This is a genomic window from Nostoc sp. FACHB-152 (assembly GCF_014697475.1).
Lineage (GTDB): Bacteria > Cyanobacteriota > Cyanobacteriia > Cyanobacteriales > Nostocaceae > Nostoc_B.
In genome coordinates this window covers 59,655-84,912 of record NZ_JACJRV010000005.1, presented here as the reverse complement: position 1 = coordinate 84,912, position 25,258 = coordinate 59,655, and the positions used below count along the sequence as shown (strand labels likewise).

22 protein-coding genes, 1 tRNA gene, 2 pseudogenes and 1 CRISPR repeat array are annotated in these 25,258 nt (G+C 40.5%); of the genes and pseudogenes, 13 read left to right on the top strand and 12 right to left on the bottom strand.

The window, feature by feature from the left end; all coding sequences use genetic code 11:
- Positions 1-33 precede the first annotated feature (33 nt).
- Complete coding sequence (locus H6G76_RS06930) at positions 34-987, top strand: isopenicillin N synthase family oxygenase (protein ID WP_190697475.1); 954 nt, start codon at positions 34-36, stop codon at positions 985-987.
- A 6-nt stretch (positions 988-993) separates the two neighbouring features.
- Here H6G76_RS06930 and H6G76_RS06925 read toward each other — a convergent pair whose 3' ends face one another.
- Complete coding sequence (locus H6G76_RS06925; RefSeq protein ID WP_190697472.1) at positions 994-1,827, bottom strand: aldo/keto reductase; 834 nt, start codon at positions 1,825-1,827, stop codon at positions 994-996.
- Positions 1,828-1,978: 151 nt separating this feature from the next.
- On the opposite strand from H6G76_RS06925, the gene H6G76_RS06920 reads away from it, so the two are divergent.
- The 4 genes from H6G76_RS06920 (at position 1,979) to H6G76_RS06905 (ending at position 6,925) form a co-directional block, all read left to right on the top strand.
- On the top strand, positions 1,979-3,250 hold the full coding sequence (locus H6G76_RS06920) for a glycosyltransferase family 4 protein (RefSeq protein WP_190697470.1): 1,272 nt from the start codon (positions 1,979-1,981) through the stop codon (positions 3,248-3,250).
- A gap of 2 nt (positions 3,251-3,252) precedes the next feature.
- Complete coding sequence (locus H6G76_RS06915; RefSeq protein ID WP_242056330.1) at positions 3,253-4,611, top strand: MFS transporter; 1,359 nt, start codon at positions 3,253-3,255, stop codon at positions 4,609-4,611.
- Between the two features lie 74 nt (positions 4,612-4,685).
- Entirely contained in the window at positions 4,686-6,716 is a 2,031-nt protein-coding gene (locus tag H6G76_RS06910) for an ABC transporter ATP-binding protein/permease (RefSeq protein ID WP_190697467.1), read from the top strand.
- Positions 6,701-6,925 carry a hypothetical protein gene (locus H6G76_RS06905; RefSeq protein WP_190697464.1) on the top strand — a complete coding sequence of 75 codons (225 nt, stop codon included), beginning with the start codon at positions 6,701-6,703 and terminating at the stop codon, positions 6,923-6,925. The genes H6G76_RS06910 and H6G76_RS06905 overlap by 16 nt, the downstream gene beginning before the upstream one ends.
- Before the next feature lie 12 nt (positions 6,926-6,937).
- Here the strand turns inward: H6G76_RS06905 and H6G76_RS06900 are convergent, their stop codons facing one another.
- From H6G76_RS06900 to H6G76_RS06875, 6 genes and pseudogenes are all read right to left on the bottom strand, one after another.
- Positions 6,938-7,684, bottom strand: coding sequence for a creatininase family protein (locus tag H6G76_RS06900; RefSeq protein ID WP_190697462.1), 747 nt, complete (start codon positions 7,682-7,684; stop codon positions 6,938-6,940).
- A gap of 81 nt (positions 7,685-7,765) precedes the next feature.
- Positions 7,766-9,398: a CRISPR direct-repeat array (repeat unit 37 nt; unit sequence GTTTCAATCCCTGATAGGGATTCGGTGTAATTTCAAC).
- Between the two features lie 407 nt (positions 9,399-9,805).
- A complete protein-coding gene (locus H6G76_RS06895) occupies positions 9,806-10,078 on the bottom strand; it encodes a cupin domain-containing protein (protein ID WP_190697458.1) in 273 nt (90 codons plus the stop codon).
- A 23-nt stretch (positions 10,079-10,101) separates the two neighbouring features.
- Positions 10,102-10,467, bottom strand: a complete 366-nt coding sequence (locus H6G76_RS06890) for a Mo-dependent nitrogenase C-terminal domain-containing protein (protein WP_190697455.1) — start codon at positions 10,465-10,467, stop codon at positions 10,102-10,104.
- 911 nt (positions 10,468-11,378) lie between these two features.
- A pseudogene (locus tag H6G76_RS06885) lies at positions 11,379-12,098 on the bottom strand (RtcB family protein); the annotation flags it as partial.
- Complete coding sequence (locus tag H6G76_RS06880) at positions 12,098-12,907, bottom strand: hypothetical protein (RefSeq protein WP_190697452.1); 810 nt, start codon at positions 12,905-12,907, stop codon at positions 12,098-12,100. The pseudogene H6G76_RS06885 and the gene H6G76_RS06880, both read right to left, overlap by 1 nt.
- 242 nt (positions 12,908-13,149) lie before the next feature.
- A pseudogene (locus H6G76_RS06875) lies at positions 13,150-13,611 on the bottom strand (RtcB family protein); the annotation flags it as partial.
- Positions 13,612-13,864: 253 nt separating this feature from the next.
- On the opposite strand from H6G76_RS06875, the gene H6G76_RS06870 reads away from it, so the two are divergent.
- From H6G76_RS06870 to H6G76_RS06850, 5 genes are all read left to right on the top strand, one after another.
- Positions 13,865-14,776: a class I SAM-dependent methyltransferase gene (locus H6G76_RS06870; protein WP_190697449.1), complete on the top strand. Its 912-nt coding sequence runs from the start codon at positions 13,865-13,867 to the stop codon at positions 14,774-14,776.
- Complete coding sequence (locus tag H6G76_RS06865) at positions 14,773-15,501, top strand: HAD family phosphatase (RefSeq protein ID WP_190697447.1); 729 nt, start codon at positions 14,773-14,775, stop codon at positions 15,499-15,501. Before H6G76_RS06870 ends, H6G76_RS06865 begins: the two co-directional genes overlap by 4 nt.
- A gap of 16 nt (positions 15,502-15,517) precedes the next feature.
- Positions 15,518-15,590 (top strand) — tRNA-Ala (locus tag H6G76_RS06860).
- Positions 15,591-15,930: 340 nt separating this feature from the next.
- Complete coding sequence (locus H6G76_RS06855) at positions 15,931-16,317, top strand: 6-carboxytetrahydropterin synthase (RefSeq protein WP_190697443.1); 387 nt, start codon at positions 15,931-15,933, stop codon at positions 16,315-16,317.
- Positions 16,318-16,749: 432 nt separating this feature from the next.
- Positions 16,750-16,965, top strand: a complete 216-nt coding sequence (locus tag H6G76_RS06850) for a hypothetical protein (protein ID WP_190697440.1) — start codon at positions 16,750-16,752, stop codon at positions 16,963-16,965.
- A gap of 210 nt (positions 16,966-17,175) precedes the next feature.
- Here the strand turns inward: H6G76_RS06850 and ribD are convergent, their stop codons facing one another.
- The 4 genes from ribD to H6G76_RS06830 all read right to left on the bottom strand — a co-directional run bounded on the left by ribD (position 17,176) and on the right by H6G76_RS06830 (position 21,294).
- Positions 17,176-18,417 carry a bifunctional diaminohydroxyphosphoribosylaminopyrimidine deaminase/5-amino-6-(5-phosphoribosylamino)uracil reductase RibD gene (gene ribD, locus H6G76_RS06845; protein ID WP_190697437.1) on the bottom strand — a complete coding sequence of 414 codons (1,242 nt, stop codon included), beginning with the start codon at positions 18,415-18,417 and terminating at the stop codon, positions 17,176-17,178.
- 304 nt (positions 18,418-18,721) lie between these two features.
- The gene (gene mreD / locus H6G76_RS06840; protein WP_190697434.1) at positions 18,722-19,336 is read right to left on the bottom strand and encodes a rod shape-determining protein MreD; all 615 of its coding nucleotides are present in this window, start codon (positions 19,334-19,336) and stop codon (positions 18,722-18,724) included.
- 23 nt (positions 19,337-19,359) lie between these two features.
- Complete coding sequence (gene mreC / locus H6G76_RS06835) at positions 19,360-20,193, bottom strand: rod shape-determining protein MreC (protein ID WP_190697431.1); 834 nt, start codon at positions 20,191-20,193, stop codon at positions 19,360-19,362.
- 93 nt (positions 20,194-20,286) lie between these two features.
- On the bottom strand, positions 20,287-21,294 hold the full coding sequence (locus tag H6G76_RS06830) for a rod shape-determining protein (RefSeq protein ID WP_190697807.1): 1,008 nt from the start codon (positions 21,292-21,294) through the stop codon (positions 20,287-20,289).
- Positions 21,295-21,668: 374 nt separating this feature from the next.
- On the opposite strand from H6G76_RS06830, the gene H6G76_RS06825 reads away from it, so the two are divergent.
- Positions 21,669-22,031 (top strand): single-stranded DNA-binding protein, encoded by a 363-nt coding sequence (locus H6G76_RS06825; protein WP_190697427.1) that lies wholly within the window; start codon positions 21,669-21,671, stop codon positions 22,029-22,031.
- Positions 22,032-22,099: 68 nt separating this feature from the next.
- Here H6G76_RS06825 and H6G76_RS06820 read toward each other — a convergent pair whose 3' ends face one another.
- Positions 22,100-22,846 carry an SIMPL domain-containing protein gene (locus H6G76_RS06820; protein WP_190697425.1) on the bottom strand — a complete coding sequence of 249 codons (747 nt, stop codon included), beginning with the start codon at positions 22,844-22,846 and terminating at the stop codon, positions 22,100-22,102.
- A 228-nt stretch (positions 22,847-23,074) separates the two neighbouring features.
- Here H6G76_RS06820 and H6G76_RS06815 point away from each other — a divergent pair, with 228 nt between their 5' ends.
- Positions 23,075-23,482, top strand: a complete 408-nt coding sequence (locus H6G76_RS06815) for an EVE domain-containing protein (protein WP_190697422.1) — start codon at positions 23,075-23,077, stop codon at positions 23,480-23,482.
- Positions 23,483-23,605: 123 nt separating this feature from the next.
- Positions 23,606-24,985, top strand: a complete 1,380-nt coding sequence (locus H6G76_RS06810; protein ID WP_190697419.1) for a cation:proton antiporter — start codon at positions 23,606-23,608, stop codon at positions 24,983-24,985.
- The last annotated feature ends 273 nt before the right edge of the window (positions 24,986-25,258 follow it).

Below are 25,258 nucleotides of genomic sequence, written 5' to 3'. Positions count from 1 at the left end.
TGCGTTTAAAAAAGTTTACTCCAATCACACCCCATGAACACCATTCAAAAACTCGCACAACCTACTGCGAGTTCTACACAAATTCCCATACTGGACTTGCATAACTTGACTGCCGATCGCGTATTACGTGCAATTCAAGAAGTAGGCTGCTTTTACCTCAAAAATTGTGTCTCCCAAAATGCAATTGACCAAGCCTTCGCCCATACTAATGGCTTCTTTGCACTACCAGAATTAGAAAAAAGACAGCTAGCTTGGAAAGACGGCGCACCACTCGGATACTTTTACAGTAAATATAACGCTGACTTTAGAGAAGCCTTCGTCTTTGGCGAAGCCGTTTTAACAGACAAGATATATACAGATTCCACTGTCGCGCAGCAGGTTCATCAACACCTTAGACAGCACCCCGCCTTTTGTGATGCTGTACAACAATTATTTATAGCTTGTCATAATGCTGGTAATAGTATCCTCAAAGCGATCGCCCTTGCCCTTAACTTACCAGAATCTTACTTTAGCGATCGCCATCCTCAACAAGCCGACTATGGGCTATTACATCGCTACTATGAAGTATCCGAACCTCCCCAACCCGGCGAAGCACGTTTCGAGGAACATACAGATTGGGGCAGTCTTTCCTTACTGTTTCAAGATGAAAATGGCGGGCTAGAAATCTGCACTAATGCCGGAGAATGGATTGCTGCGCCCCCCCTCCCTAACTCAGCAATAGTCTTTATCGCCGATGTCATGCAGCGATGGACAAACGATAAACTCCCGGCTACCAAACATCGGGTATTAATGCCAGCTAATGTCCGTAGTCTTCCAGAAAGATACTCCTTAGTTTTCTTTCTCTCTCCTGGAGATGATACAGAAATTGCCTGTATTGAAACTTGCTTAGATGCTGGCGAATCTCCTAAATATCCGCCAATACTCACCAAGGAATTTTATAAACAGAAAACCGAAGATTTGGCAAAAAGATTTAACAACCCTACATAAAGGAGATTACCAATTATCAAGCAGCGCAATAGGTGCAGATGGGGGAGGAAAAGCAACATCCAAAGCATTCAGTTCTTCTGTTGTTAACTTTAAATCGAGGGCGGCGCGATTTTGTTCAACGTGGGCGATACTGCTGGCTTTGGGAAAGACTATCACCTCTTGCTGCAACAACCAAGCGATCGCCACCTGTGCAACGCTTACCCCGCGCTGTTGGGCAATTGAGTGCAATTTAGGATGCTTGAGTAATTCACCTTGTAACAAAGGTGAATGCGCCATGATTGGGATTCCTCTTTGCCGACACCAAGATAACAACTTCCACTCACAGTTGCGATGCTGCAAATTGTAGGGGATTTGATTAGTAGCAATAGCTTTATCTCCAGCTAAAGCACAGGCTTCTTCCATATCCGCAACATCAAAATTGCCCACCCCATAATCTCGAATCTTGCCTGATTCTTTCAACTTCTCCAATGCTGCCAAAGATTCTGATAACGGTACATTCCCCCGCCAGTGCAACAAATAAAGGTCGAGATAATCTGTCTGCAACCGCCGTAAACTGTTCTCGCAAGCTGCGATCGCCCCTTGTCCAGCCGCATTGCGAGGCGCAACCTTACTCACGAGAAAAACTGATGCACGACAATTAGCGATCGCTTCCCCAACTAACCTTTCTGCTGCACCATCACCATAAATTTCTGCCGTATCAATCAACGTCATACCCAAATCAATCCCGCGACGCAAAGCAGCAATTTCATTTTCCTGTTGTGCGATCGCCTCACCCAATCCCGCCGTCCCCATTCCCAATCTCGGTATCAATTGACCAGATGGTAAACAAATACTTTTCATAAACCAATTTTTAACCTAAAACTTCTAAATTTATCTAACTAGTTTTCAATATTTTCACATAATAAAACCACAATATTTTTATTTTTTAAAACTCCTAAATTCTCTCTGCGCCTCTGCGCCTCTGCGTGAAAAAACTCTCATCTTCCAAATTATGAAAATTGCCTTTTTCGATTATCATGCTACCCTAGCCGAACCCCCTAAAACCGGAGGAATTCGCCTAGTATCTTATGCCTTAGCACTACGTTTAGCTCGTGCTGGACATGAAGTTTTATTCTATGGCTCCAAAGGTCACTATCAAGAATTGGAATATTACGAAGATGGCATTACCTATCGCCGCATTCCCGACTCATGGATAGATAAAATATTAGATCCATTAAACCTTCTTGATATCTGGGGAATTTCCCACCCCCAAAGACCTTTTTACGCCTCCACATTATTTTTTCGGGAATTTTATCGTCAAGTGGCTAAGGATATTCAAGCCCAAAAATGTGATGTAATTCACATGAATATCGTGTTTCAATTCGTCCCCCTCATGCGTGCCTATAATCCCCATGCAAAGATAGTTTTACATCTCCACAGTGATTTTCTACCGTTATTCGATCCAGTAATAGTTGAACAGCACCTTAAGTCAGTTGATTTAGTAGTTGGATGTAGCAATTACCTAATAAATCAAGTTCGTAAATATTTGCCTCAAGTGAAGAGCGAAACTCTTTACAACGGTGCAGATACTCGTCACTTTACTATCTCGAATAATTCCTATAAAAAAGTTAAAAATAAAGATATTAAACAAATATTATTTGTAGGCAGAATTTCACCAGAGAAAGGTGTACACATTTTAATTGATGCTTTTAATAAAGTAGTATCTCGTTATCCCCAAGTACAACTAAAACTTGTTGGTTCAGAAAATGCCTTAATACCTTGGTACACACTGGATAGAGAAGACCCACAAGTGCAAAAGATTCTGCTTTATTATCAAGGTAATTATAAATCGCAATTAGAAGAGCGAATTAATCCTAACGCCGCCAGTTCAGTTTTTTTTCTGGGCAAAGTTCCTCATTTCGAGCTACTTGAATATTATCAACAAGCATATATATTTGTTTTTCCATCTGTTTGGAATGAGGCATTTGGAATGCCAATTATTGAAGCCATGTCAATGGGATTACCTGTGATTGCGACTTATGGCGGTGCATTCCCTGAATTAATAGAAGATGGAAAAACAGGATTATTAGTAGAACGTGGTGATGCGGATGCTTTAGCCGAAGCCATGCTGCGGTTGCTTTTAGATGACAATCTCGCCATTGCGATGGGAGAAGCAGGAAGGCAACAAGCCATTGAAAAGTTTGATTGGGAGCATCAGGCGCAAAAGCTATTGCATTATTACCACGCCATGATGAATCTGACTGCACCTACACTTAGGAGTTAATCATGTTGGCAAGTATAGAAAAAACGCCACTGACGATTTTTCGAGAGATGAAGCTGTTTATCATTGTTTGGGTGGGACAGCTGGTTGCATCTATTGGTAGCAGCATCACTGCATTTGCTTTGGATGTTTGGGTTTACGAACATACTGGTTCCGTCACCCAATTTGCTTTGATTACCCTTGCCAATACTTTACCCCTGATCATACTTGCACCTGTAGCTGGGTTATTAGTGGATCGTTGGGATCGTAAATGGACAATGATTCTCAGCGATTTATTTGCAACTTTATCAACAGTAGCGATCGCAATTTTATTTAGCTTCGGTCGCTTGGAAGTGTGGCACATTTACTTAGCCAATACTTTCAGTGCTATTTTCATGGCTTTTCAAATACCCGCTTTTTATGCTTCCATCAGTTTACTAGTACCAAAACACCACCTTGGTCGTGCGAATGGAATGCTGAGTTTTATGAACGGTACAGCGAAGCTAATCGCACCACCATTAGGAGGAGTGCTGCTAGGCGTGATTTCTCTACCAGGAGTGATAGTGCTGCATTTAACCAGTGTATTTTTTGGGATTACTCTTTTGTTACTGCTTCAGTTCCCTAAATCTACTACTGCTGCTGTGGCGATCGCCCAAAATTCTTTTGTCAAAGAAACAACCTATGGACTGACATATTTACTAGCTCGACCAGGACTGCTAGGAGTGTTAATCATCTCAGCTTATAGCATTTTTTTGGTCGGAGGAGTTCAGGTAATCACTACACCCCTGATATTATCTTTTGCTCCCGTCACAGTTTTAGGAACGATTCTTTCGCTGTTTGGCGTTGCTATTTTGGCAGGTGGGTTGCTGATTGGAATCTGGGGTGGTCTAGAGCGTAACATAAATATGATCTACGGTTGTATGCTCCTTACCGGGGCGTTTTTGATTGTTGCTGGTTTGCAACCTTCTATTTTTGTTTTCATTATCGGCGTATTTTTATTCTTTTTGCTCCGACCCATAATTGGTAGTTCCACCCAAGCTATTTTTCAGTCGAAAGTAGAACCTTCAGTCCAGGGTAGAGTATTTTCTATCAAAGGAGCGATCGAAGCCGTAGGTTTACCTCTGGGCTACATTACGATTGGCCCCTTAGCAGAAAAGATTTTTGAACCTTTAATGGCTACTAATGGTTTATTAGCAGGTAGTATCGGAAAAATTCTTGGTGTAGGTATAGGTCGTGGTATGGGACTGTTGCTTGTAATTATGGGAATCTTAACTATTTCTATCACCTTTATTGCCTACTTCTACCCTCGTCTTAGACTTGTCGAAGACGAACTACCCGATCATGATGTTTTATATCCAAGCAATACTCAAAATCTGATTCAGTAAAGTTTTAAGGATATATCTGCCTCGATTGTCAGTGATCCAGTTATAGAAAATTTTTGACCTATTAATTATAAAATATGCAAGCTCAAGCTGTTCGCAATCAATCCTTAAAAGATAGTACCTCTGCTTTTTCGGATTTTAATCAATTTTGGGAGGATGTCAAAGCGATCGCCGCACCATATTGGTATCCCACAGAGCCAGGAGGTAGAGCGTTCTCTGAGGTTCTGCGTACATGGGGAATGCTTAGTCTCCTGATATTATTAATCATCGCTCTTGTGGGCGTAACTGCATTCAATACCTTCGCAAGTAACTATTTAGTCAATGTCATCATTGAAGATAAAGATTTTGATAAGTTTTATCAAACGTTAGGTGTGTATGGCGTTGGTTTGCTCAGTGTCACGATTTTGCTAGGATTCACTAGACTTGTGCGAAAAAAGCTGGCGCTGGACTGGTACAAATGGCTAAATAATCAAATTTTAGATAAATATTTAAGCAATCGAGCTTATTATAAAATTAACTTTAAATCTGATATTGATAATCCAGATCAACGCATATCTCAAGAAATCGAACCTCTAACTAGTAATACTTTGAGCTTTTTAGCTACTACCTTAGAAAAAGTGCTAGAAATGCTGGTTTTTCTCGTAATTATGTGGTCGATTTCCCAGTTTGTTGCAGTTGTTTTGGTTGTTTATACAATCATAGGTAATTTGATTGCTATTTACTTAACTCAAGAAGTAAATAAGATTAATCAAGAACAACTAGATTTGAAAGCAGAGTATACTTACACTATTACTCATGTCAGAACTCATGCTGAATCAATAGCTTTTTTTCAGGGAGAAAAAAAAGAGTCAAATATAATTGGGAGCAGATTTAGTAGACTTCTGAAAAGTATTGAACGCAAAATTAATTGGGAAAGAAACAAAGACATCTTCAACAGAGGCTATCAGGCTCTAATTCAAGTTTTTCCGTTTATAGTTCTTGGGCCTTTATATATTAATGGCGAAATTACTTTTGGACAAATTGGCCAAGGCAGTTTAGCTGCTGGCTTTTTTGCTAACGCAATGGCTGATTTAATCAATGAATTTGGCAACTCTGGGCGATTTTCGAGTTACATTCAGAGGTTATCAGACTTTTCAAATGCTTTAGAAGGTGTTACCAAACAACCAGAGAAGGTTAGTAGCATTAAAACAATAGAAGAAAACCGTCTGGCTTTTGAAGATGTTACCTTAAAAACGCCTAACTCTGAGCAGGTAATTGTCGAACATTTAACATTGACTGTTCAACCAGGAGAAGGTTTATTAATTGTCGGGCCAAGTGGTCGAGGTAAAAGTTCATTACTAAGAGCGATCTCAGGTTTGTGGAATGCGGGAACTGGTCGCTTGGTCAGGCCTCCTTTAGAAGAAGTGTTATTTTTACCCCAACGTCCTTACATCATCTTGGGAACTTTGCGTGAACAGTTGCTTTATCCTAATACAAACCGTCAAATGACCGACGCACATCTGAGAGAAGTTTTGCAACAAGTAAATCTCCAAAACTTACTCAGTCGAGTGGAGGGTTTTGACACGGAAGTTCCTTGGGAAAATATATTGTCATTAGGAGAACAACAACGCCTTGCTTTCGCACGACTATTAGTGACTCATCCTCGGTTCACAATATTAGATGAAGCCACAAGTGCATTAGATTTAACTAACGAAGGTAATTTATATAAACAATTACAAGAAACAAAAACAACATTTATTAGTGTTGGGCATCGAGAAAGCTTATTTGATTATCATCAATGGGTTCTAGAACTGACACAAGATTCCAATTGGCAACTTTTGAAAGTACAAGATTATCGCAACCAAAAAACAACTACCCAGAACTCTAATGAAGATACTCTCACTACTACAGACAGCTTGCCTAATCATGAATACCAAAATAAATCAACAAGATTGATTCAAAATAGTCTAAGTGAAGGGCTTTCTCATAAAGAAATGAGTGAATTAACATTCTATGCCATTAACACTATAAGGAGTAAGGCAAGCAAAGGAGAGACGATTACAGCTAAAGATGGCTTTGCCTACCGCTATGACAAAGATCCTCATGTACTGAAATGGATCAGAATTTAACAGTTATCAGTTATCAGTTATCAGTAAAGGATGAGGTGTTTATCTTTGGCGAAACACCACAACAATTGGTGGTAGGCGTTGGTGGCGGGTTTAAATCTCCATCATACGCCGTGATTACTGTTCACTGTTTAACGCGTGACACTTGCTACAAGTCGGCAAAACCGCCCACCACGCTGTCTCCCCTTGCGGACTATTTGTATCAAACTTAAATTGAAACGGTATTAATCCGAGTTCACAAATTCCAAATAACCATTACTAAGTTCTTTCACTGCCAAGTCATAAAACTGTTTACCATGTTCTGGTGTCGCTAAAGCAGGATTTGAACCCATACGTCCATCTGGGTAACGATTGCGAAAGTCAGTTGCACTATAAATTTTGTGTCCACCCGCAACTTCTGGCGAGAGAGGTGCTTGCTTAATTGCTTCAGGATAGACAAATTGAGTCACAGCCACTTCACTAGGAGTTGCATGAGAGCCTTCTTGATCGCCGTATAATTCTTTTGCCAACTCATATACAGATCTGCACATAAACCAGTTAGCTACCTGACATTGCACCTGATGAGCATCGGGAATTTGTAAATCTTCGAGATAGGCGTAAGTTTCGGAGAAAGCTGCTTTGAGAGTAGCGATATTACCGCCGTGACCGTTGATAAAGTAGAACTTAGTAAAACCAGCTTTGACTAAACTACTCACATAATCTCGTACTAATTGAATCATTGTACTAGGACGCAAACTAATCGAACCAGGAAACGCTGTGTGGTGTAATGCCATCCCTACATTGATTGTAGGCCCAACCATCGCCCCAGTCGCTTCACCCACACCGCGAGCGATCGCCTCTGCACAAATAGCATCAGTACCAATTAATCCTGTCGGCCCATGCTGTTCTGTAGAACCAATCGGGAAAATTATCCCCTTAGACTGCTGTAGATAAGTTTCAACTTCCTGCCAAGTACTCAAATGCAATAACATTTTTATCTACGTCCTCATTTCAATTGCTGTGAAAGGCCACTTTCTCTGCTGTATAGCATCCTTTCCCAATTATGAATGCAGGTTTCAATCCCTGATAGGGATTCGGTGTAATTTCAACATTATGAAGCAGTCCCATTATCACAATTAGAAACTGTTTCAATCCCTGATAGGGATTCGGTGTAATTTCAACCTTAGAATTAGTCCAGGGTAAGGAAGAAATTTTAGGTTTCAATCCCTGATAGGGATTCGGTGTAATTTCAACTTTAAACTCTTATAGAATAAGGCTTTCAGCGTTTTAGTTTCAATCCCTGATAGGGATTCGGTGTAATTTCAACGTTAAAGTCACTGGTGCGAAGTCTCCAATCAAGCCAGAGCGTTTCAATCCCTGATAGGGATTCGGTGTAATTTCAACCTTTGCGGCTACTGAAGCAAAAACAATGCAGCTGCAAGTTTCAATCCCTGATAGGGATTCGGTGTAATTTCAACATTCCCGTTCTTAACATCACGCTGACAAGGCATAATCCGGTTTCAATCCCTGATAGGGATTCGGTGTAATTTCAACGTGACTTTTTAAATAAGTCTAAACCCTGGATAAGTTGTTTCAATCCCTGATAGGGATTCGGTGTAATTTCAACCAATTGTTAAGCGCGCCAGCCGCGCTTTTTTATGTGTTTCAATCCCTGATAGGGATTCGGTGTAATTTCAACATAAGCTGTTGCTTTGAAATTAGCCTCTGGTACTTCAGTTTCAATCCCTGATAGGGATTCGGTGTAATTTCAACGCATTACCTGATTTCACGTTTGAGGATACAGAGTTTCAATCCCTGATAGGGATTCGGTGTAATTTCAACTTCTACATTTATCCATTGAGTTCCGGTAGCTGCTAGTTTCAATCCCTGATAGGGATTCGGTGTAATTTCAACTTGAGTTCCGGTAGCTGCTAAACCGTATCCATTAGAAGGTTTCAATCCCTGATAGGGATTCGGTGTAATTTCAACTTCCTTTATGTTTGATTAAATGTGTGTACGTTTGGTTTCAATCCCTGATAGGGATTCGGTGTAATTTCAACTTAAAGGAGGTTGGAGAAGTAGGTATTTAATAGAAAAAAGGTTTCAATCCCTGATAGGGATTCGGTGTAATTTCAACTTTGCAGAAGTTCAATAATTTTAAATTTCACACGTTTCAATCCCTGATAGGGATTCGGTGTAATTTCAACTAAAGAGTAGAATCTTGTCTGAAAAAAACAAGTTTCAATCCCTGATAGGGATTCGGTGTAATTTCAACTTTCAATTCCAACTATTAGCATTCCTGGCGTTTCGTTTCAATCCCTGATAGGGATTCGGTGTAATTTCAACAACCTTACGACTTTGAAAAACATGGTGATGGTACAGGTTTCAATCCCTGATAGGGATTCGGTGTAATTTCAACGGGTGCTGGAGCTTTGGCTTATGCTAATCGGAAAAGTTTCAATCCCTGATAGGGATTCGGTGTAATTTCAACAAAAAATTCGGCTACAACAATCACTGAGCTAGAGTTTCAATCCCTGATAGGGATTCGGTGTAATTTCAACTCTAGCCTCTAAAGGATATTACGAAATGCCAGATGTTTCAATCCCTGATAGGGATTCGGTGTAATTTCAACTTTAAGGCGTTCAGAAAGTTTTTTCAACTGTTCCATTGTTTCAATCCCTGATAGGGATTCGGTGTAATTTCAACTGCGGAAGGCTGAAAGTCAATGCTTATTAGGTTTTCATGGTTCAGTTTCGCGGATGGTCTGATTTTATCACTATAAAATATCAACTGATTTACGCAAGAACCCCAAAAACCTTACAGGTAAAGATGCGCGGCTAATTTTAATTTATTTTTTTCGCAAAAGCTTACACAGCAAAGGATACAGGCATTTTGCTAGAAACCTGTTTTTGTACACCTACACATTCGCGCGATCGCAATTAGACTATTTATTTTTGGCATGACTGTTTTGGTGATCTCGTAACGAGCTTTGCAAAGGATTGTGAAACTTGCAATTAGGCGATCGCTGCGAACCATTATACAAGTAAACTGAGGCATACTTGCGTTGGGATCATTCAAGGATGCAAAAGAAATAATCCTTGACTATTTATGGATTAACTAAAATAATAATGTTTCTTTACGTCGCTGATAACTTCCCATATACAGGACATACCAGCAGGAAAAGTCACCAAATCTCCTTTACCCATTTGCACTGGTTGTCCGCCAGATGGCGTAACAATTACATCGCCTGCCAAAAAGTAGCAAGTCTCTTCAGTATCATAAGTCCAGGGAAACTTGGAGACTTCTTTTTCCCAAATCGCCCATTTGAACACACCCAAGTTTTGTAGATATTCTTGACTGGGTTGATGCTCAACTTTGATTTCCATGTTTAAGTCTTCTCGGTTTGTATTTAACAGTAGGATTGGATATCTTCTCCACACTCATCTACTAAATAACACAAAGCACGAAAACGCAAGCCGACAAATTGATCGTAAAGAGGATTAAGCTTACACATAGGAGGAATGTGAGCTATTGTGCGACCGAACAAAACAATGTCGCGCTCGAAAGGACACTGTGCTGGGATCAATTTAGCAATAAAGTGTGCTAGTTTACGATTTTGGATTTCGAGTTCGTCAAGCCATTGTCGTAATGGTTGTAAAACATCATATTTAGAGTTAGCCAACGCTTTTTTCTTAGCGACTGGCGCAGTTTCATCTAAAGTTTCAGGCTGAATAAAAGCAGCAAGAATAATATGTAGATTAGTTGTTTTAAGCATAGTCGTTAGCAAGAATTTTCTCAGGTTGATAAACTAGCGCGTTGCAGATTTAAGTCTGAACCCGCAATTTATTTCAGCAGATTAGGTTGCACTTGCAGACATATGTTCTCCAAGTACAAAATGCTTGTTTGTTTTACAAAATGCGGGAATGTTGACTTAATTGATATTTAAACTCACCGTATGGTGGAGAACTGTCCCGTTAAATACAAAATAACAAAGAAAATATAAAAGTGGGATTTTTTTAACTTATCAATTGCTAATACGGTGAATAGCAATTTCATATCTTGAATTTAGAACATAGTGCGGAAACTACACAGTACCTAGAGATGGACTTTTGCAGGGAAAAGCACATTTGTATTCTAACTTCAGCTAGACTTCGTGAGAATTATTCCCCTAAGCTAAATGATTGTAGGTCATTAAGTATAAAAAAAATTGTTATGTACGATACATAAACAGCCCTAGATATTATTTAATTAGTTACACAAAATCCTTAGATAAGGATAAATTAATTATGTTGTGCAAATAACCAAGCAGAACATCAGGACGTAAATTAAATCTACCCCCGTAGGGAATAACGAGATACGAGAAGTAGACACTTCCTACTTAAATAAATGCCAAAGCAGAAATACCTAAAAACTTCACACAATCTTCATACAAAAACCAATTTCACTACCTCAACTGGTAGGTTAAAATTTCTAATTCAGCAGCAGTTAATATTGTTATTGCTTGATATTAAGCTGCTTTATCTAATATCTTTCAAATTATTTCACAACTCAAGAGCAGCAACTTGACACAACACCCTAAATTCAAATCCCCTCTCACCTACAAAATCTCAGCGCACCTCCGCGCCTACCTCAGCGTTAATCTGCGTTAAAAAATAAAAAAGTGGGCATACACCCACCATTTTTAATTTAACCCTTCACACAAACAACCTGCTTAAGTGTAGCGACAACTTCCACCAAATCTGCTTGATTTGCCATCACTTGCTCAATTGGTTTATATGCACCAGGAATTTCATCTAAAACATCATTATCCTTTCGGCATTCTACACCTTTAGTTTGCTCTATTAAATCATCAAGAGTGTAGACATTTTTCGCCTTATTTCGAGATAATAATCTGCCTGCGCCATGACTACAAGAACAGAAACTATGAGTATTCCCCTTCCCTTTGACAATGAAAGATTTTGCTCCCATTGAACCAGGAATAATACCATAATCTTCCGTTTGAGCGCGGACTGCACCTTTACGAGTTACATACACATCTTCACCAAAATGAACTTCTTTTTCGGCGTAATTATGATGGCAATTTACTTGCAATAAAGGTTTAGTTACTTTTCCACCCGCCAGATGCTTTTCGATGATGTGCTTAAAACGTGCCATCATCACATCGCGGTTGACACGTGCATAGTCTTGCGCCCACTGCAAATCATTCCAGTAAGCTTGAAATTCTGGTGTATTAGCGACAAAGTAAGCTAAATCAGGATCAGGTAAATTATTCCCTGCCATCTTGGCTAACTCTTTGGCAGTATTAATATGACATTGGGCTAATTTATTTCCAATGTTGCGTGAACCAGAATGTAACATCAGCCAAACTTGGTTTTCTGTATCGAGGCACACTTCAATAAAGTGATTCAGTTTGTTACTGATTGCTTGCTTAATTTATTTAGTCTCCATAGTCTTAGTTCTACACTATTTCGACTTCTATTAAGCACTTCCATTGAACAATCAATTGAATGGGTTTTAATAAACTGATCTTCTTCAGGTGTCCATAATTTTCTATGTTTCACCTTTCTCATATCAGTAGGACGACTCCAACTCAGCACTTCACTTGCCTTGATTAGTTTTCTAGATAAAGCTAGGCAATTATCATAGTACAAGTGTCTAACTAATATTTGAGCATCTTCCTTGTAAACCACTATGTTATAAACGCTATCTCTAGTATTCCTTGTAGATGTCTTTACTTTGCCTGTTACCTGGTTAATAAATTCTATATACCCAACAGCAATCTTGGAGCTAGATGTAACCAGAGATAGAAAAGGAAATCCTTTTGCAGTAAGCCCTAAAGAACCATCTCCATCTATCAGACCTCGAAAATAATCAACTTTAGAGAACTGACCACTAGGGAGCTTTATTAACTGTGATTTACTACCATTCGGTAAACCCCACATTTCAAGATAATCTCGAAACCTTTTATCATAAACTCTCCAAATAACTGATTTTTGATTCGCACTAAAATTAGTTGTGCGTACACGTTCAGTAATGGAGGAATGAAAAGGTATGAAATTCTTGAAAGCCAAAAGTATGTGTTCATCCTGCTTATTGATTTCTATACTTAGACGACCGCGATCGCGAGTGCTATTGTATAGATGACCGTCAGTTTGAATGAAGCCAAATAAGTAGGCATAATAGGGGTTTTCGAGAGTGATATCAGTGGATTCCATGAAACCACAATATCATAAATGAAAGTTGCAATCGATCAAGTCATTTCTGCTTGATTCTATACCTTCCTATTCGGTATAGTTCGGAGCACACCTTCATCCTAAATTATTAATTATTTAGGATGCCCAAGTCCCTCTGCTCTCTACGGGGCGTTTTACCGCTTCCCTCGGTATTAGCAATCCCAGCTTTCACCGATTTGGACGAGTTTTGATTACTGTATTACTACAGTAAGGGGCAATCTTTTACCCCCGCCGAGAGAACCCATTTGTTTCATGGCTTTATTTTGTAAGTCTTGCACACCAGGATGCAAGTCTTGAAAATCTTGCCAACGTTGCCAATTAGTTACTGACTTTTCAATATCTTTGTTTTCGTTGAAACCTGTAGGAATTACTGCTTCAATATCTTGGCGAATTTTCTTGAGTTTACCTTCTAATTTTTCGCCTGTGAATGGCATTTTAATTGCACACATACCGCAACCAATATCCACGCCCACAGCAGCAGGAATGATGGCATCTTTTGTAGCAATTACAGAACCAACTAAAGCACCTTTCCCTAAATGAACATCTGGCATTAATGCTACGTGTTTAAACACAAATGGTAGCGATGCCACATTTTTAGCCATCTTGGTTTCATCGCTGGCTAAAGGGTGATTCGCCCAAGATAAAACGGGTGATGGTGTGTTGATGTCTAAATTTTCGTAAGGCATAATTTTCTGTATTTGTGTTGAGAAATTATCTAAGTGTAATCCTTTGGTTTTTGTATTGAACAGTCATCATATTGATGAATCCATACGAAATTAAATTCTGCATTGTGTTTTAATTATTTGTCCGCATATACTACAAATGTAATATATGTAAATATGAGTGTCAATCATCGCTCCAGTAAGAAAAGCAGATTTTGGCAAGATATATTAAAATTCGTAAAGAAAGTTACTAGTTCATCAACTCAAAATCCATTCTATGGCTGTCCCTCAAGCTACCCTCTGGGAACGTTTTTTATCTCCAGTAGTACGATTTTTGATTGATGAGGAGAAGTTACAAAGATACGCGCAAAGTATTGATTGGGAAAAAGAAAGCGCACGTATCCGTTCTGCCGATGTGACAATTCCTGCGTACTACAAGCAAAAATTTCACGGAATCAAATCAGGATATCTTAATTCTAGTGCAGCCGTGAGCTATGACCCAATTACGGAATACGCCCTAGCACCAAATGAAACTTGGGTACGTCAAGCCTTAATTGATGCGGTAAAAGTTCAGCCAAGGCGCATACTTGACTTAGGCTGTGGTACGGGTTCTACCACTTTGCTGTTAAAGCAGGCTTTTCCGCAAGCAGAAGTTATTGGCTTGGACTTATCGCCTTATATGCTAGTCAGAGCAGAAGATAAAGCCAAAACTGCGGGTTTAGATATCAACTGGCGACATGGAAATGCAGAAAAAACTGGCTTTTCAGATGCTTCTTTTGATTTAGTCACAGCTTCCTTGCTATTTCACGAAACACCAAGTGTAGTTACTCAAGCAATTTTGCAAGAAAGCTTTCGCTTATTAGTCGCTGGTGGACAAGTTTTAATTTTAGATGGAAATCAGAAAACTTTACGTCAGTTAGATTGGCTCAACAATATTTTTGCGGAACCGTATATTCATGAGTATGCTGCTGACAGTATAGACGCACGTATAGGTGCTGCTGGGTTTGAGGCGGTACGCACCGAGGATATTTTGTGGATACATCAAGTCTCTAGTGGAATAAAGCCAACTCCTGTCAAAAACTCAATGCAAGCAAAAGTCCGCCAGTACAACAGGGGATCAACAGACAACACAATAGATAATAATGATTTGGAGGGTTTAGGATCTCCAGTTTTTGGCATAACGGCATGAGTTTAAAGGCAGTTCTATTTGATTTTAATGGTGTCATCATTAACGATGAGCGCATCCACCTGCAATTGATAGATGAGATTCTCATTCAAGAAAATCTCCAACCCCAAAAAGTCCAAGAGCGTCAGAGTTCTTTAGGAAGGAGCGATCGCGCTTGCTTTCAAGAACTGCTGGCGAATCGCGGTAGAGTAGTAACGGATGAGTATCTAAATCAGCTACTTAACCGTAAAGCTGAAGCTTACGTGCTGGAATTAGAAAAATTAGATAAACTGCCGATATATCCGGGTGTTGAAGATTTAATATATCAGGTGCGTTCTCAAAATATAAAACTAGGCTTAGTCAGTGGCGCACTACGCAAAGAAATAGAATTGGTACTCAATCATACCAAACTAGCAAACTACTTTACAGTTATCGTTGCAGGTGACGACATCACCACCAGTAAACCACAACCAGATGGTTATATATTAGCTGTAGAACGCTTCAACCAAAACTATCCCGAATTGGATGTGCAACCGCAAGAATGTTTAGCAATTGAAGATACCCCCGCAGGTATCCAAGCAGCAAAACAAGCACAAATGCAGGTAGTTGGCGTAGCGAATACATACCCCTTTCATATGCTTCAGCGTTGTTGTAACTGGACTGTAGATTATCTGACTGATTTGGAACTAGAACGAGTTCAAAATGTTTTTTCTGGCAAAGAACCGCAGCCAAGTGTAAGTGAATGTTAGAATATGCTGTGATAACGGGGAATTAGCTCAGTTGGTAGAGTGCTGCGATCGCACCGCAGAGGTCAGGGATTCGAGCTCCCTATTCTCCATTTGTCCATTAAATAATTATTGTCAGTTTTAAAGAATTATTGTCCAATTTGACCAAGTGAAGGGACATAAGTTACCGATTTTTCTGAATTTTCAGCATCAAATTGATATTAATTTATTAGTTTTTGTAGATTTTTTAACATTAAATAAATGTAATAGGTTGATTGATGTTTAGTGGAAAAGAATATTTACAACATTTGTGATGGTCACAGGCGATCGCTTTTTCCTTCTCCTTCTTAATTCAAGTATTAAGCAATACTGGTAAATATCCTTTTCATCACTTTAGTTAAGATAAAGTGGCATCAGAATTAACTTAATAATTTATCACGAGGTGATAATAAAATGCCTAAATGGAAAGTAGTTACAGAATTTTCCTTTAATAGCGCCCACTACATCAAAGATTATGATGGCCCTTGTGGTCGGATGCATGGGCATAATTATCAAGTCCGTATTGAAGCCATCTCAACACAACTGCACTCTTCACAATACTGCCCTCACCCAGTGATGGTAGCTGATTTTAGAACTTTACGCTGGGCAAAGCAAGATGTGACAAAAGGAGGGCTTGACCACGGCATTCTTAATGAAGTTATGCCTCCTGAATATGAGACTACTGCTGAAATGATTGCTAAGTACATTTACGATGAAACTAAGAAGCGAGTACCACCAAATGTGCAGTTGAAAGTTCAAGTTTCAGAAACACCCAATAGCTGGGTAGAGTATGAAGAGTAAGGTATAGCAATCCTATGTCATTCATAAATTACTTGTCGGTGCAGGCAATAGATTTGTTTTAATCTCATTTATGTTTGCGATATAAATATTATAACTTCAGTAAAAATACAGATAAAATCCCATAATTTATCTGTATTTTTTACTATTTATTTTTAATAGATTGTTAAGCAATGTATCACACAAAAATAGTTGCAATTAGAATATTTCTTATGATATATGTCATTTAGATAGCAGTATGTTAACTACAGGATTGTAACAGTAAATTTTTATGAACTGATAGGTTGATTGCCACATTTCTGAAAGTTCATAAAGTTATAAATCCTAATATTAATTTTTTAATAATACTTATCTCAAGTTCTACATTTATGGCGTAAATTCCTATCAAAATTGTGTAACCTGAAAACAGCTAGGCTAATTTTCAATTGAGGTCTGATGACTCCTAAAATTCTGCGTCAGCTTTGGTCCGTGGTTGAAACTTCCCAAACCGTGACCCTTTTGCAGCTGGACGATGCTAGCTTGGTGCAATGGTTAGTAAAACAAACCACAACACAAGTATTGTTAGATCCTAACGAGACTGATTTTTTGTGTGACTATATCCAATCTCGGCTAACTCTCATACGTGATATTGCTTATGAACGAGAGTTTTAGCTATAGCCTTGATAAGTTCAGCGTTAACTCAAGGATGAAATATGAAGCCCCTCATCAACTAATGAGGGGCTTGAAAAAATATGGCTTGTTTTTCGCACTATGTAGCTCGAAACAGTTTTTTATCAATTAAAAACGATTAAATGTGGGGGTATTTATCCGTTTTTTCATCCTTTATCGTTCATCTTGTTGATGGTTAATGGTTAACTATAACTATTGACCAAATTTTTGGGATAAATAACCTTCAACTAAGCAATCTGAACCAATTACGCGCCAACGAACACGCTCTAGGGGCAATGCTTCAGTCATATTGGTAAAACCTAAGTCACCTACAGGTGTAGGCGCATGGCTACCACCAATAATTTTAGGAGCAATAAAGGCCAAAACTTTCTGTACTGCGCCTTGAGCGATCGCACTGGCGGCTAATTTACCGCCACACTCCCATAAAGCACTGCAAAAACCGCGTTCATATAAATGTGCCATTGCTTGTTCGGGTGTCAGTGCGGGTAATTCTACAACCTCCACGCCCCGTTTGAGCAAAAACTTTTGGAAATCTGGGTTAGCTCCGATTTCGGTTAACACTAAAGTGGGGGCTTCTTCTGTTTGCCACAAGCGCGCGTTTTCTGGCAAATTCAGTTGGCGACTCATTACCACCCTCAGGGGATTATGCGCCCCCGCTTGATGGCTAGTTAAGTAGGGATTATCTTGCCGGACTGTATTACCACCCACAATAATCGCATCACAAGCCGCCCGCAGTTGATGTACTTCACTCCGGGCGGCTGGGTTTGTTACCCAAGCACTATGACCAGAAGTAGTGGCAATTTTGCCATCTAAAGTCATGGCATATTTCAAAATGCCTAAAGGTTTTTTGTGGAGAATGCGATGGACAAAAGCTTCGTTAAGCTGCTGACAAGCTTCTGTTTCAACCCCGACCACCACCTCTATACCAGCAGCGCGTAAACGGGCAATTCCCCCACCAGCTACTAAGGGGTTCGGGTCAACCATACCCACTACCACCTTAGCCACACCAGCTGCAATTAAACCTTCCGAACAAGGAGGAGTGCGGCCGTAGTGATTGCAGGGTTCGAGGCTGACATAAACTGTAGCACCACGAGCGCGATTCTCCTCAGGAGAGGCTGCGCCAACGCCTGCTGCCCTCAGTGCAAAAACTTCCGCATGGGGTTCTCCAGCACGGGGATGAAACCCTTCCCCGACAATTTCCCCATCTTTAACTACAACCGCCCCCACCATCGGGTTAGGCGAAGTGCGTCCCAACCCACGACGGGCAAGTTCCAAGCACCGCCGCATCATGCGGGAGTCAAAGTCAGCTTCACTGCCCATAGTTTCTTGCATTTGTGAATTAGATGTAACTGCCGATGGCACTAGCAGCCCATTTTCTTGAGTGTAAATTGTTGAAGATGTATCTGCTTGAAGAATAGCTTGAGAATTATCCATAAGTTTTGGCTAAGAATTTCAATATTTTGCACCTTGTCGGCTTCTTGATACTTCAACAGTAATATCTCAAAGCTATTGTTCGCTGTCGGGGTGCTTACTTATATTGTTTTCTTTCAGTTTTATACATTTAGACAAGCAGGGGAAGTAGAGGTGCAGAGGGAGCAGGGGGGGTAAGAAATAAAACAACTAATGACATATGACCATTGACCCTTGACTCTTAACCATTAAAAAGAGTGAGGAATTACGGGCATAGACCCTAAATCCTCACTCCCAAATTTAAACTCAAAATTATCTCCTACTGTAACTATTGCTCTAGCATTTTTCTTTTTTGCCACCAACGATTCAGAGGATAGTAAACTACAGGGGCCCAAAGACTACTGAGAATGGCTGAAGCCAGGGCGACTCGTTGGTAATAAGCCCAAATGTATTCCACCTTGCGATCGCCAGTCAAACTCAATTGCACGCCGAAAATGGTTTCTGCCAAAATTGCCATTAAAAAGACAATTAAAGCTATGGAAATGAAATCTTCCTGAATAAATCGTTGTTTGTGAAGTATTCCAGTCAGAAATCCCACTAACCCCAAAGCTACAGCATGAGTGGGATCAGGTGATGTCATGGCATCTTGAAGTAGCCCCAGAAGTATACCCGCTATCGTTCCTTCCCAAACTGAACGCTTCACACTCCAAGCCACTACCCAAATTAACAACCAATTCGGCCCAATCCCCAACAATTCTGTACCAGGGAAGCGAGTTGGCAATAACAGCAAACATAACAGCACAGACCCAACTGTTACTGTCCAATCTAACAGTTGAACTGCGCGAGGATGCCAACGTGCTTTTGGCTTGCGATAAGCCTTAGATTTTCGCTCCGAAGATTTTGGCTTTTGTTGTCGGCGACCATTCAATGAGGGTAACTTCATTGTTTTGAGATATTTCCTCGCATCTAATTAGACTTTTGCGATTGTTGTGCCTGTTCTTGCTTCGCCGACTCAGGATTTTCTTGTTCTTGGCTGGTCGGTTTCGGATAGACAGCTACCCAATCTAATGATCTAATCGGTGGAAAAAGTTCAACTTTCGCCACTGATGCGGGGAGTTTCTTTAAGTCTAAAGATTTGATTCTACCTACTGGTAAACCAGAGGGGAATTTTTGACTGTAAGTTGAAGTAGAAACTAAATCTCCTACCTTTACATTGGGAACTTTTTCATAAAATTCCAGCACAGCTTCTGCTGAAGAATCGCCGCGCAAAACGCCTTTAGCTGAGGTGCGACCAATAGTTACACCCACTTGACTTTTTAGGTCACTAATTAATAACACACGGCTAGTGTTAGGAGTAACAGAGTCCACCAACCCAACTAATCCGCCCTCAGCCCTAACAATAAATCCTTCTTGAATGCCAGAATTTGAGCCACGGTTGAGAGTAACTTGTTGCCACCAATGATCTGCACTGCGTCCTACTACCTGTGCTGGAACTGGACGTGATGAAACTGGCTGTGTTTGCACATAGCCTAACAAGCTTTGTAATTGTTTGTTTTGGCTTTCCAGTTCTTGGATACGCGTTTGCATTTCCATAAAGTGGGCATCTTTTAAGCGTTCTTCCAAACGTTCTGCTGGCGTTTGCTCAGATTGCAACATTTGTAAAGGACGCGTTACGACTTGGTAGACTTCCAGCAGCATTGCTCCTTGAGTCTGCCGTAATATTCCAGCACCACCTAATAAAAGGGCAAACAATCCTATTTGTAACCCTTTGCGACCCCACCAACGACGTACAGTAACCATTTAGACCTATTTTTATAAATTAAGAGATATCGGATTCTATTTATATAGAACCCAAATCACAGCTAAATAGAACCCAATATCCAATATTTATCGCTACATATTTTTAGAACGTGCGCTGAATACGCGTTCTAGCTGCTTGAAGTTTTCTAACACACGGCCTGTCCCCAACACAACACAGCTGAGAGGATCAGCTGCAATATGAGTAACAATGCCTGTCTCATGACTGATGAGGGTGTCTATGCCTTTGAGCAATGCGCCACCACCGGCCAGCATGATCCCGCGATCGATAATGTCAGATGCTAGTTCTGGCGGTGTCCGTTCCAACGTCCGCTTGACAGCTTCGACAATTACTGATAAAGGTTCCATCATACTTTCCCGGATTTCTGGGCTTTTGATGGTAACAGTTCTTGGTAAACCAGAAAGCAAGTGTACACCTCGGACTTCCATCATGGCTTCATTATCATCATTGGTAGGATAGGCGGAACCAAGGCGAATTTTGATGTCTTCCCCAGTGCGTTCGCCAATCACCAAGTTATGAACTTTCTTCATATATTGGATGATGGCTTCTGTGAGTTCATCCCCTGCAATGCGTACAGATTCACTCAATACAGTTCCTTGTAAACTCAATACAGCCACTTCGGTGGTGCCACCACCAATGTCAATAATTAAGTTACCAGTTGGTTCAGCTACTGGTAGTCCGGCTCCAATTGCCGCAGCTACAGGCTCATCTATTAAAAAGACTTCTCTCGCACCAGCTTGCATGGCTGCATCCATCACTGCCCGTCTTTCGACTCCTGTGACACCACTAGGAATCCCAATCACAATCCGGGGTAAAATCAGCGATCGCCCCTCACTAACTCGCTGAATAAAGCTTTTCAACATCAACTCGGCGGTATCAAAATCAGCGATTACACCATCGCGCAAGGGGCGCAGGGCAATCACGTTTTCGGGTGTCCGACCGAGCATTTTTTTGGCATCTTCACCTACTGCTAATGCAACCTTTTCGATTTGATCAATTGCCACTACAGAAGGTTCTTGCAGTACAATGCCTTTACCAGACACATAAACAAGGGTATTGGCAGTACCGAGGTCGATACCCATATCCCACGATGAGCGAAAGTTCCTAAACAGACCCACGCGTATCTACGCCCCCTATTCGCAATACTTTTTTGACTATAAAAAAATGTTAGAGTGAATCGTGCTGGATTCTATTACGTTTTTCATCCTCAGTCTAGTAAAGTTAGCTAGTCTTTGTTTGACTTTTAGCTATACTTCCTAAGTTTTAAGCATTCACGTCTTTGATATTCTCAGACCAATTCAATATATCCGTACAGTTTTTTAGTTTTCCCAAGTGATAACTCAAATTTTCCTGCCCTGCAAGGTTGTTAAGTTTTTAACACATTTTCAATAAGTTCACAATTGGCTATTATAGAAGTCAAAATAAATAAGTACGTCAGTACTAAAGGGTAAAACACATGACTATTAATATAGTCCACCTCATTGGGCGTGTAGGTGGAGACCCAGACATTAAGTATTTTGAGTCTGGTAAAGTTAAGTGTAGATTAACACTGGCAGTGAACAGAAGAACACGCAATAGTGATGAGCCTGACTGGTTCGAGTTAGAACTATGGGGAAAGACAGCCGAAGTTGCAGGTAATTACGTGCGTAAAGGCAAACAAATTGCTGTCAAAGGTTCGCTGAAGTTTGACACTTGGAACGATCGCCAAACAGGAGCCAGTCGTTCTAAACCAGTTATTCTTGTAGACCAGCTAGATTTATTAGGTTCCAAACAGGAAGGAGACGGCGGGATGAGCGATATGTCTCCAGATAATTTTTAGATGGTCAAGAGTCAATGGTCAATGGTCAAACATTTATAACCTTTGGACTATTGACTCTTAACTAGTAACTAATAACTAATTTGCAGCGTTACCGATGCTTCAACTTCCTGTTCACCACCAACCACAGGAGTGGAAACATCCTCATTGGCAACTTTCGCAGCCTGGGCGCGTAACATTACAGGAGGTGGCGGTGCGCTGGCATTATTAATTTGGATAGTAACTATTTCTTTTTGTTTGAATCCTAACGCACCGAACACAGCTTCAGCTTGCTGTTGAGCATCTTGGGTGGCTTCTTTAAGTGCGACTTGCCGAGCAGATGCGATCGCTTCATCAGTAGCAATAAAACTAACACCGTTAATTTGAGTTGCCCCAGCTTTCACCGCATCGTCTAACAATGTACCAGCTTTCTCGGTAGGGATGCGAAAACTAACAGTATTACTAGCAGCATAGCCAGTAATGCGCTGCACGTTATTGGTGTAACTATAAACTGGGTTGAGGCGAATACCTGTAGTTTCTAGTTTCTCGACATTGCGGCTTTTGAGCAAAGCAACTACAGCAGATGTTCTCTTGGCTGCTTCTTGCTGTACCCCTTCGGCAGTTTTTCCTTGAATTTCTACGCCCAAATTAACGAGTGATAAAGTAGTAGGAATTGATTCCGTCCCGCGTCCACTAACAGTCAAAGTCCGCCACACCTTTTCCCTTTCCTGTGCAGATGCCGGTAAAACCAACGTAACGAATAACAGTAAAACTAACGGTAAAGATTTCCATAACTTGCCAGCACGAAACCCAGAACCAGACAAAGCGGCTCTATGCATAAACTTGCACTCCTCTGAAAAATATATACAGATGCTAATAAGTAAACTGCATCAAGCAATCATCCGTTAACTGTTGAGTATTAATAGTTAACAGTCAGTTCAACTCAGAACTTATAGCGCGATCGCTCGATTGGATGTTTCTACTGTGACACTGCTGTAGTCAAAAACAGGTATTGTTACATTTTTGGAAACTAAAAAAATCACAGCATAATTTCTGGAGATTGTGTCATGGCGTATTGGCTGCTAAAAACTGAACCGGATAAATATTCTTACGCGGATTTAGCACGAAACGGCAGTACAGTTTGGGATGGAGTTACAAATGCTTTAGCACTCAAGCATATCCGCACAATGCTTCCCGGTGATTTGGCTTTGATTTATCACACTGGCAAAGAACGGCAAATCATGGGTATAGCAGAGATAATCAGCCAACCATACCCTGATCCAAAATTAAATGATGCCAAGCTGGTAGTTGTTGATCTAAAGGCAATCCGCCCAGTTTCTCAGCCTGTCAGCCTTACCCAAATCAAACAGAACGACAAATTTACAGACTTTGACTTATTGCGACTTCCTAGATTATCTGTTGTCCCAGTATCAGAAGCTCATTGGCAGCAGTTAATCCATCTCACAGCAATGTAGAGACGCGACGGCCGTCGCGTCTCTACAGAACCAATATAATTCAAAATCCTCCTTCCAGAGAGTAACCACGCCAAGAATTGCCACAAAAGAGTAAAAATAAGGAGAAGGATTTTTACGGAAACCATGCAGTTTTTAGGTGAAATCAACTTCTCTTTTCCTCTGTTAGCCACTAACACAACAGAACCAGCAGACGGTTCTATGGTAGTAGCAGCAGTCCTACTGAGTTTAGTGGTAGTTTACCTGGCCAGCAAAGTTGGCGGGGAAATATCCAACCGAGTCGGCTTACCACCCGTCTTAGGCGAACTCGTAGGAGGTGTATTTGTAGGTATTTCTGTTATGCATCTGTTGGTATTTCCTGGAGGTGGTGCAGACAGTTCTACTTCTCTAATTATCACATTCCTCCAAACGACTGCGGGCCTCAGCCCAGAGGCAGCACCACAGGTATTTGCAGCCCAATCAGAAGTCATCACTGTGTTATCAGAATTGGGTGTAATTATTCTGTTGTTTGAAATTGGCTTGGAATCTAACTTAAAAGATTTAATGGCAGTTGGTATCCAAGCCACTGTTGTCGCAATTGTGGGGGTGGTAGTACCCTTTACTGCTGGAACCGTAGGTTTAATGACTTTATTTGGTGTTGGTGCTGTACCAGCAATTTTTGCGGGTGCAGCTTTGACAGCTACAAGTATTGGGATTACATCTAAAGTCTTGTCAGAACTAGGCAAGCTTAATTCCAAAGAAGGGCAGATTATTCTTGGTGCGGCTGTGATTGATGACGTACTGGGAATTATTGTGTTAGCGGTAGTTGCCAGCCTTGCTAAAGATGGTGTAGTAGATGTGGGCAAAGTCATTTACCTAATTATCAGTGCTACGGCATTTCTTTTAGGTGCGATCGTTCTGGGTAATGTTTTTAATAAAAGCTTTGTGGCGATCGCTGATAACCTAAAAACACGGGGTGAATTAATCATTCCCGCTTTTATCTTTGCCTTTGTTATGGCATATCTAGCCGCCGTCATTCAATTAGAAGCAATTTTGGGAGCTTTTGCAGCTGGTTTAGTTTTAGAAGAAACTGATAAGCGCATAGAACTGCAAAAGCAAGTGATTCCTATTGCCGATATGTTAGTGCCAATTTTCTTTGTCACCGTTGGCGCAAAAACTGATTTAGGAGTTCTAAACCCAGCTATTCCTAGCAATCGCGAAGGTTTAATTATGGCTATTTTCCTGATTACAGTAGCCATTATTGGTAAAGTGATTACAGGTTTGAGCGTATTTGGTCAACCCCAAATTAATCGTTTAGCGATCGGTGTGGGTATGATTCCTAGGGGTGAGGTGGGATTAGTATTTGCTGGTGTCGGCGCGGCTAGTGGCGTTCTCTCAAAACCATTGGGAGCGGCAATTATTATGATGGTTATTCTCACAACCTTTTTAGCTCCGCCTTTGTTACGTTTCGTCTTTCCCGAATCCGATACACTGGCAACTGAAAGCGAGCAATTAATTAAAGATTAAGTATTCAGGGCTGGGGATGAGGAAGAATCAAGGCTGAAATTTCATACTTTCTCCTTCATGCTTTCTTCCTCAATCCGACTATTAAAACAGTGAACAGTGATCACGAAACCCGCCACCAACGCCTACCACCAATTGGTGTGATGTTTCGCCAAAGATAAACACCTTATTCTTTACTGATAACTGATAACTGTTAAAAGGAAACTTCTATTCCTCTAGTTACGTCCTTAGATATCGTTGTTTATATGTCTAGCAATGTTATTTGTTACCAATTTT

Bases quoted from the DNA above. Each gene is read 5' to 3' on its own strand.
- H6G76_RS06850 (WP_190697440.1), top strand. From the start codon at position 16,750: ATGACTCCTAAAATTCTGCGTCAGCTTTGGTCCGTGGTTGAAACTTCC.
- H6G76_RS06890 (WP_190697455.1), bottom strand. From the start codon at position 10,467: ATGCTTAAAACAACTAATCTACATATTATTCTTGCTGCTTTTATTCAG.
- H6G76_RS06895 (WP_190697458.1), bottom strand. From the start codon at position 10,078: ATGGAAATCAAAGTTGAGCATCAACCCAGTCAAGAATATCTACAAAAC.
- H6G76_RS06865 (WP_190697447.1), top strand. From the start codon at position 14,773: ATGAGTTTAAAGGCAGTTCTATTTGATTTTAATGGTGTCATCATTAAC.
- H6G76_RS06830 (WP_190697807.1), bottom strand. From the start codon at position 21,294: ATGGGTATCGACCTCGGTACTGCCAATACCCTTGTTTATGTGTCTGGT.
- H6G76_RS06810 (WP_190697419.1), top strand. From the start codon at position 23,606: ATGCAGTTTTTAGGTGAAATCAACTTCTCTTTTCCTCTGTTAGCCACT.
- H6G76_RS06825 (WP_190697427.1), top strand. From the start codon at position 21,669: ATGACTATTAATATAGTCCACCTCATTGGGCGTGTAGGTGGAGACCCA.
- H6G76_RS06920 (WP_190697470.1), top strand. From the start codon at position 1,979: ATGAAAATTGCCTTTTTCGATTATCATGCTACCCTAGCCGAACCCCCT.
- H6G76_RS06815 (WP_190697422.1), top strand. From the start codon at position 23,075: ATGGCGTATTGGCTGCTAAAAACTGAACCGGATAAATATTCTTACGCG.
- mreC (WP_190697431.1), bottom strand. From the start codon at position 20,193: ATGGTTACTGTACGTCGTTGGTGGGGTCGCAAAGGGTTACAAATAGGA.
- H6G76_RS06900 (WP_190697462.1), bottom strand. From the start codon at position 7,684: ATGTTATTGCATTTGAGTACTTGGCAGGAAGTTGAAACTTATCTACAG.
- H6G76_RS06870 (WP_190697449.1), top strand. From the start codon at position 13,865: ATGGCTGTCCCTCAAGCTACCCTCTGGGAACGTTTTTTATCTCCAGTA.
- H6G76_RS06925 (WP_190697472.1), bottom strand. From the start codon at position 1,827: ATGAAAAGTATTTGTTTACCATCTGGTCAATTGATACCGAGATTGGGA.
- H6G76_RS06880 (WP_190697452.1), bottom strand. From the start codon at position 12,907: ATGGAATCCACTGATATCACTCTCGAAAACCCCTATTATGCCTACTTA.
- H6G76_RS06915 (WP_242056330.1), top strand. From the start codon at position 3,253: ATGTTGGCAAGTATAGAAAAAACGCCACTGACGATTTTTCGAGAGATG.
- H6G76_RS06855 (WP_190697443.1), top strand. From the start codon at position 15,931: ATGCCTAAATGGAAAGTAGTTACAGAATTTTCCTTTAATAGCGCCCAC.
- H6G76_RS06820 (WP_190697425.1), bottom strand. From the start codon at position 22,846: ATGCATAGAGCCGCTTTGTCTGGTTCTGGGTTTCGTGCTGGCAAGTTA.
- H6G76_RS06910 (WP_190697467.1), top strand. From the start codon at position 4,686: ATGCAAGCTCAAGCTGTTCGCAATCAATCCTTAAAAGATAGTACCTCT.
- H6G76_RS06905 (WP_190697464.1), top strand. From the start codon at position 6,701: ATGGATCAGAATTTAACAGTTATCAGTTATCAGTTATCAGTAAAGGAT.
- mreD (WP_190697434.1), bottom strand. From the start codon at position 19,336: ATGAAGTTACCCTCATTGAATGGTCGCCGACAACAAAAGCCAAAATCT.
- ribD (WP_190697437.1), bottom strand. From the start codon at position 18,417: ATGGATAATTCTCAAGCTATTCTTCAAGCAGATACATCTTCAACAATT.
- H6G76_RS06930 (WP_190697475.1), top strand. From the start codon at position 34: ATGAACACCATTCAAAAACTCGCACAACCTACTGCGAGTTCTACACAA.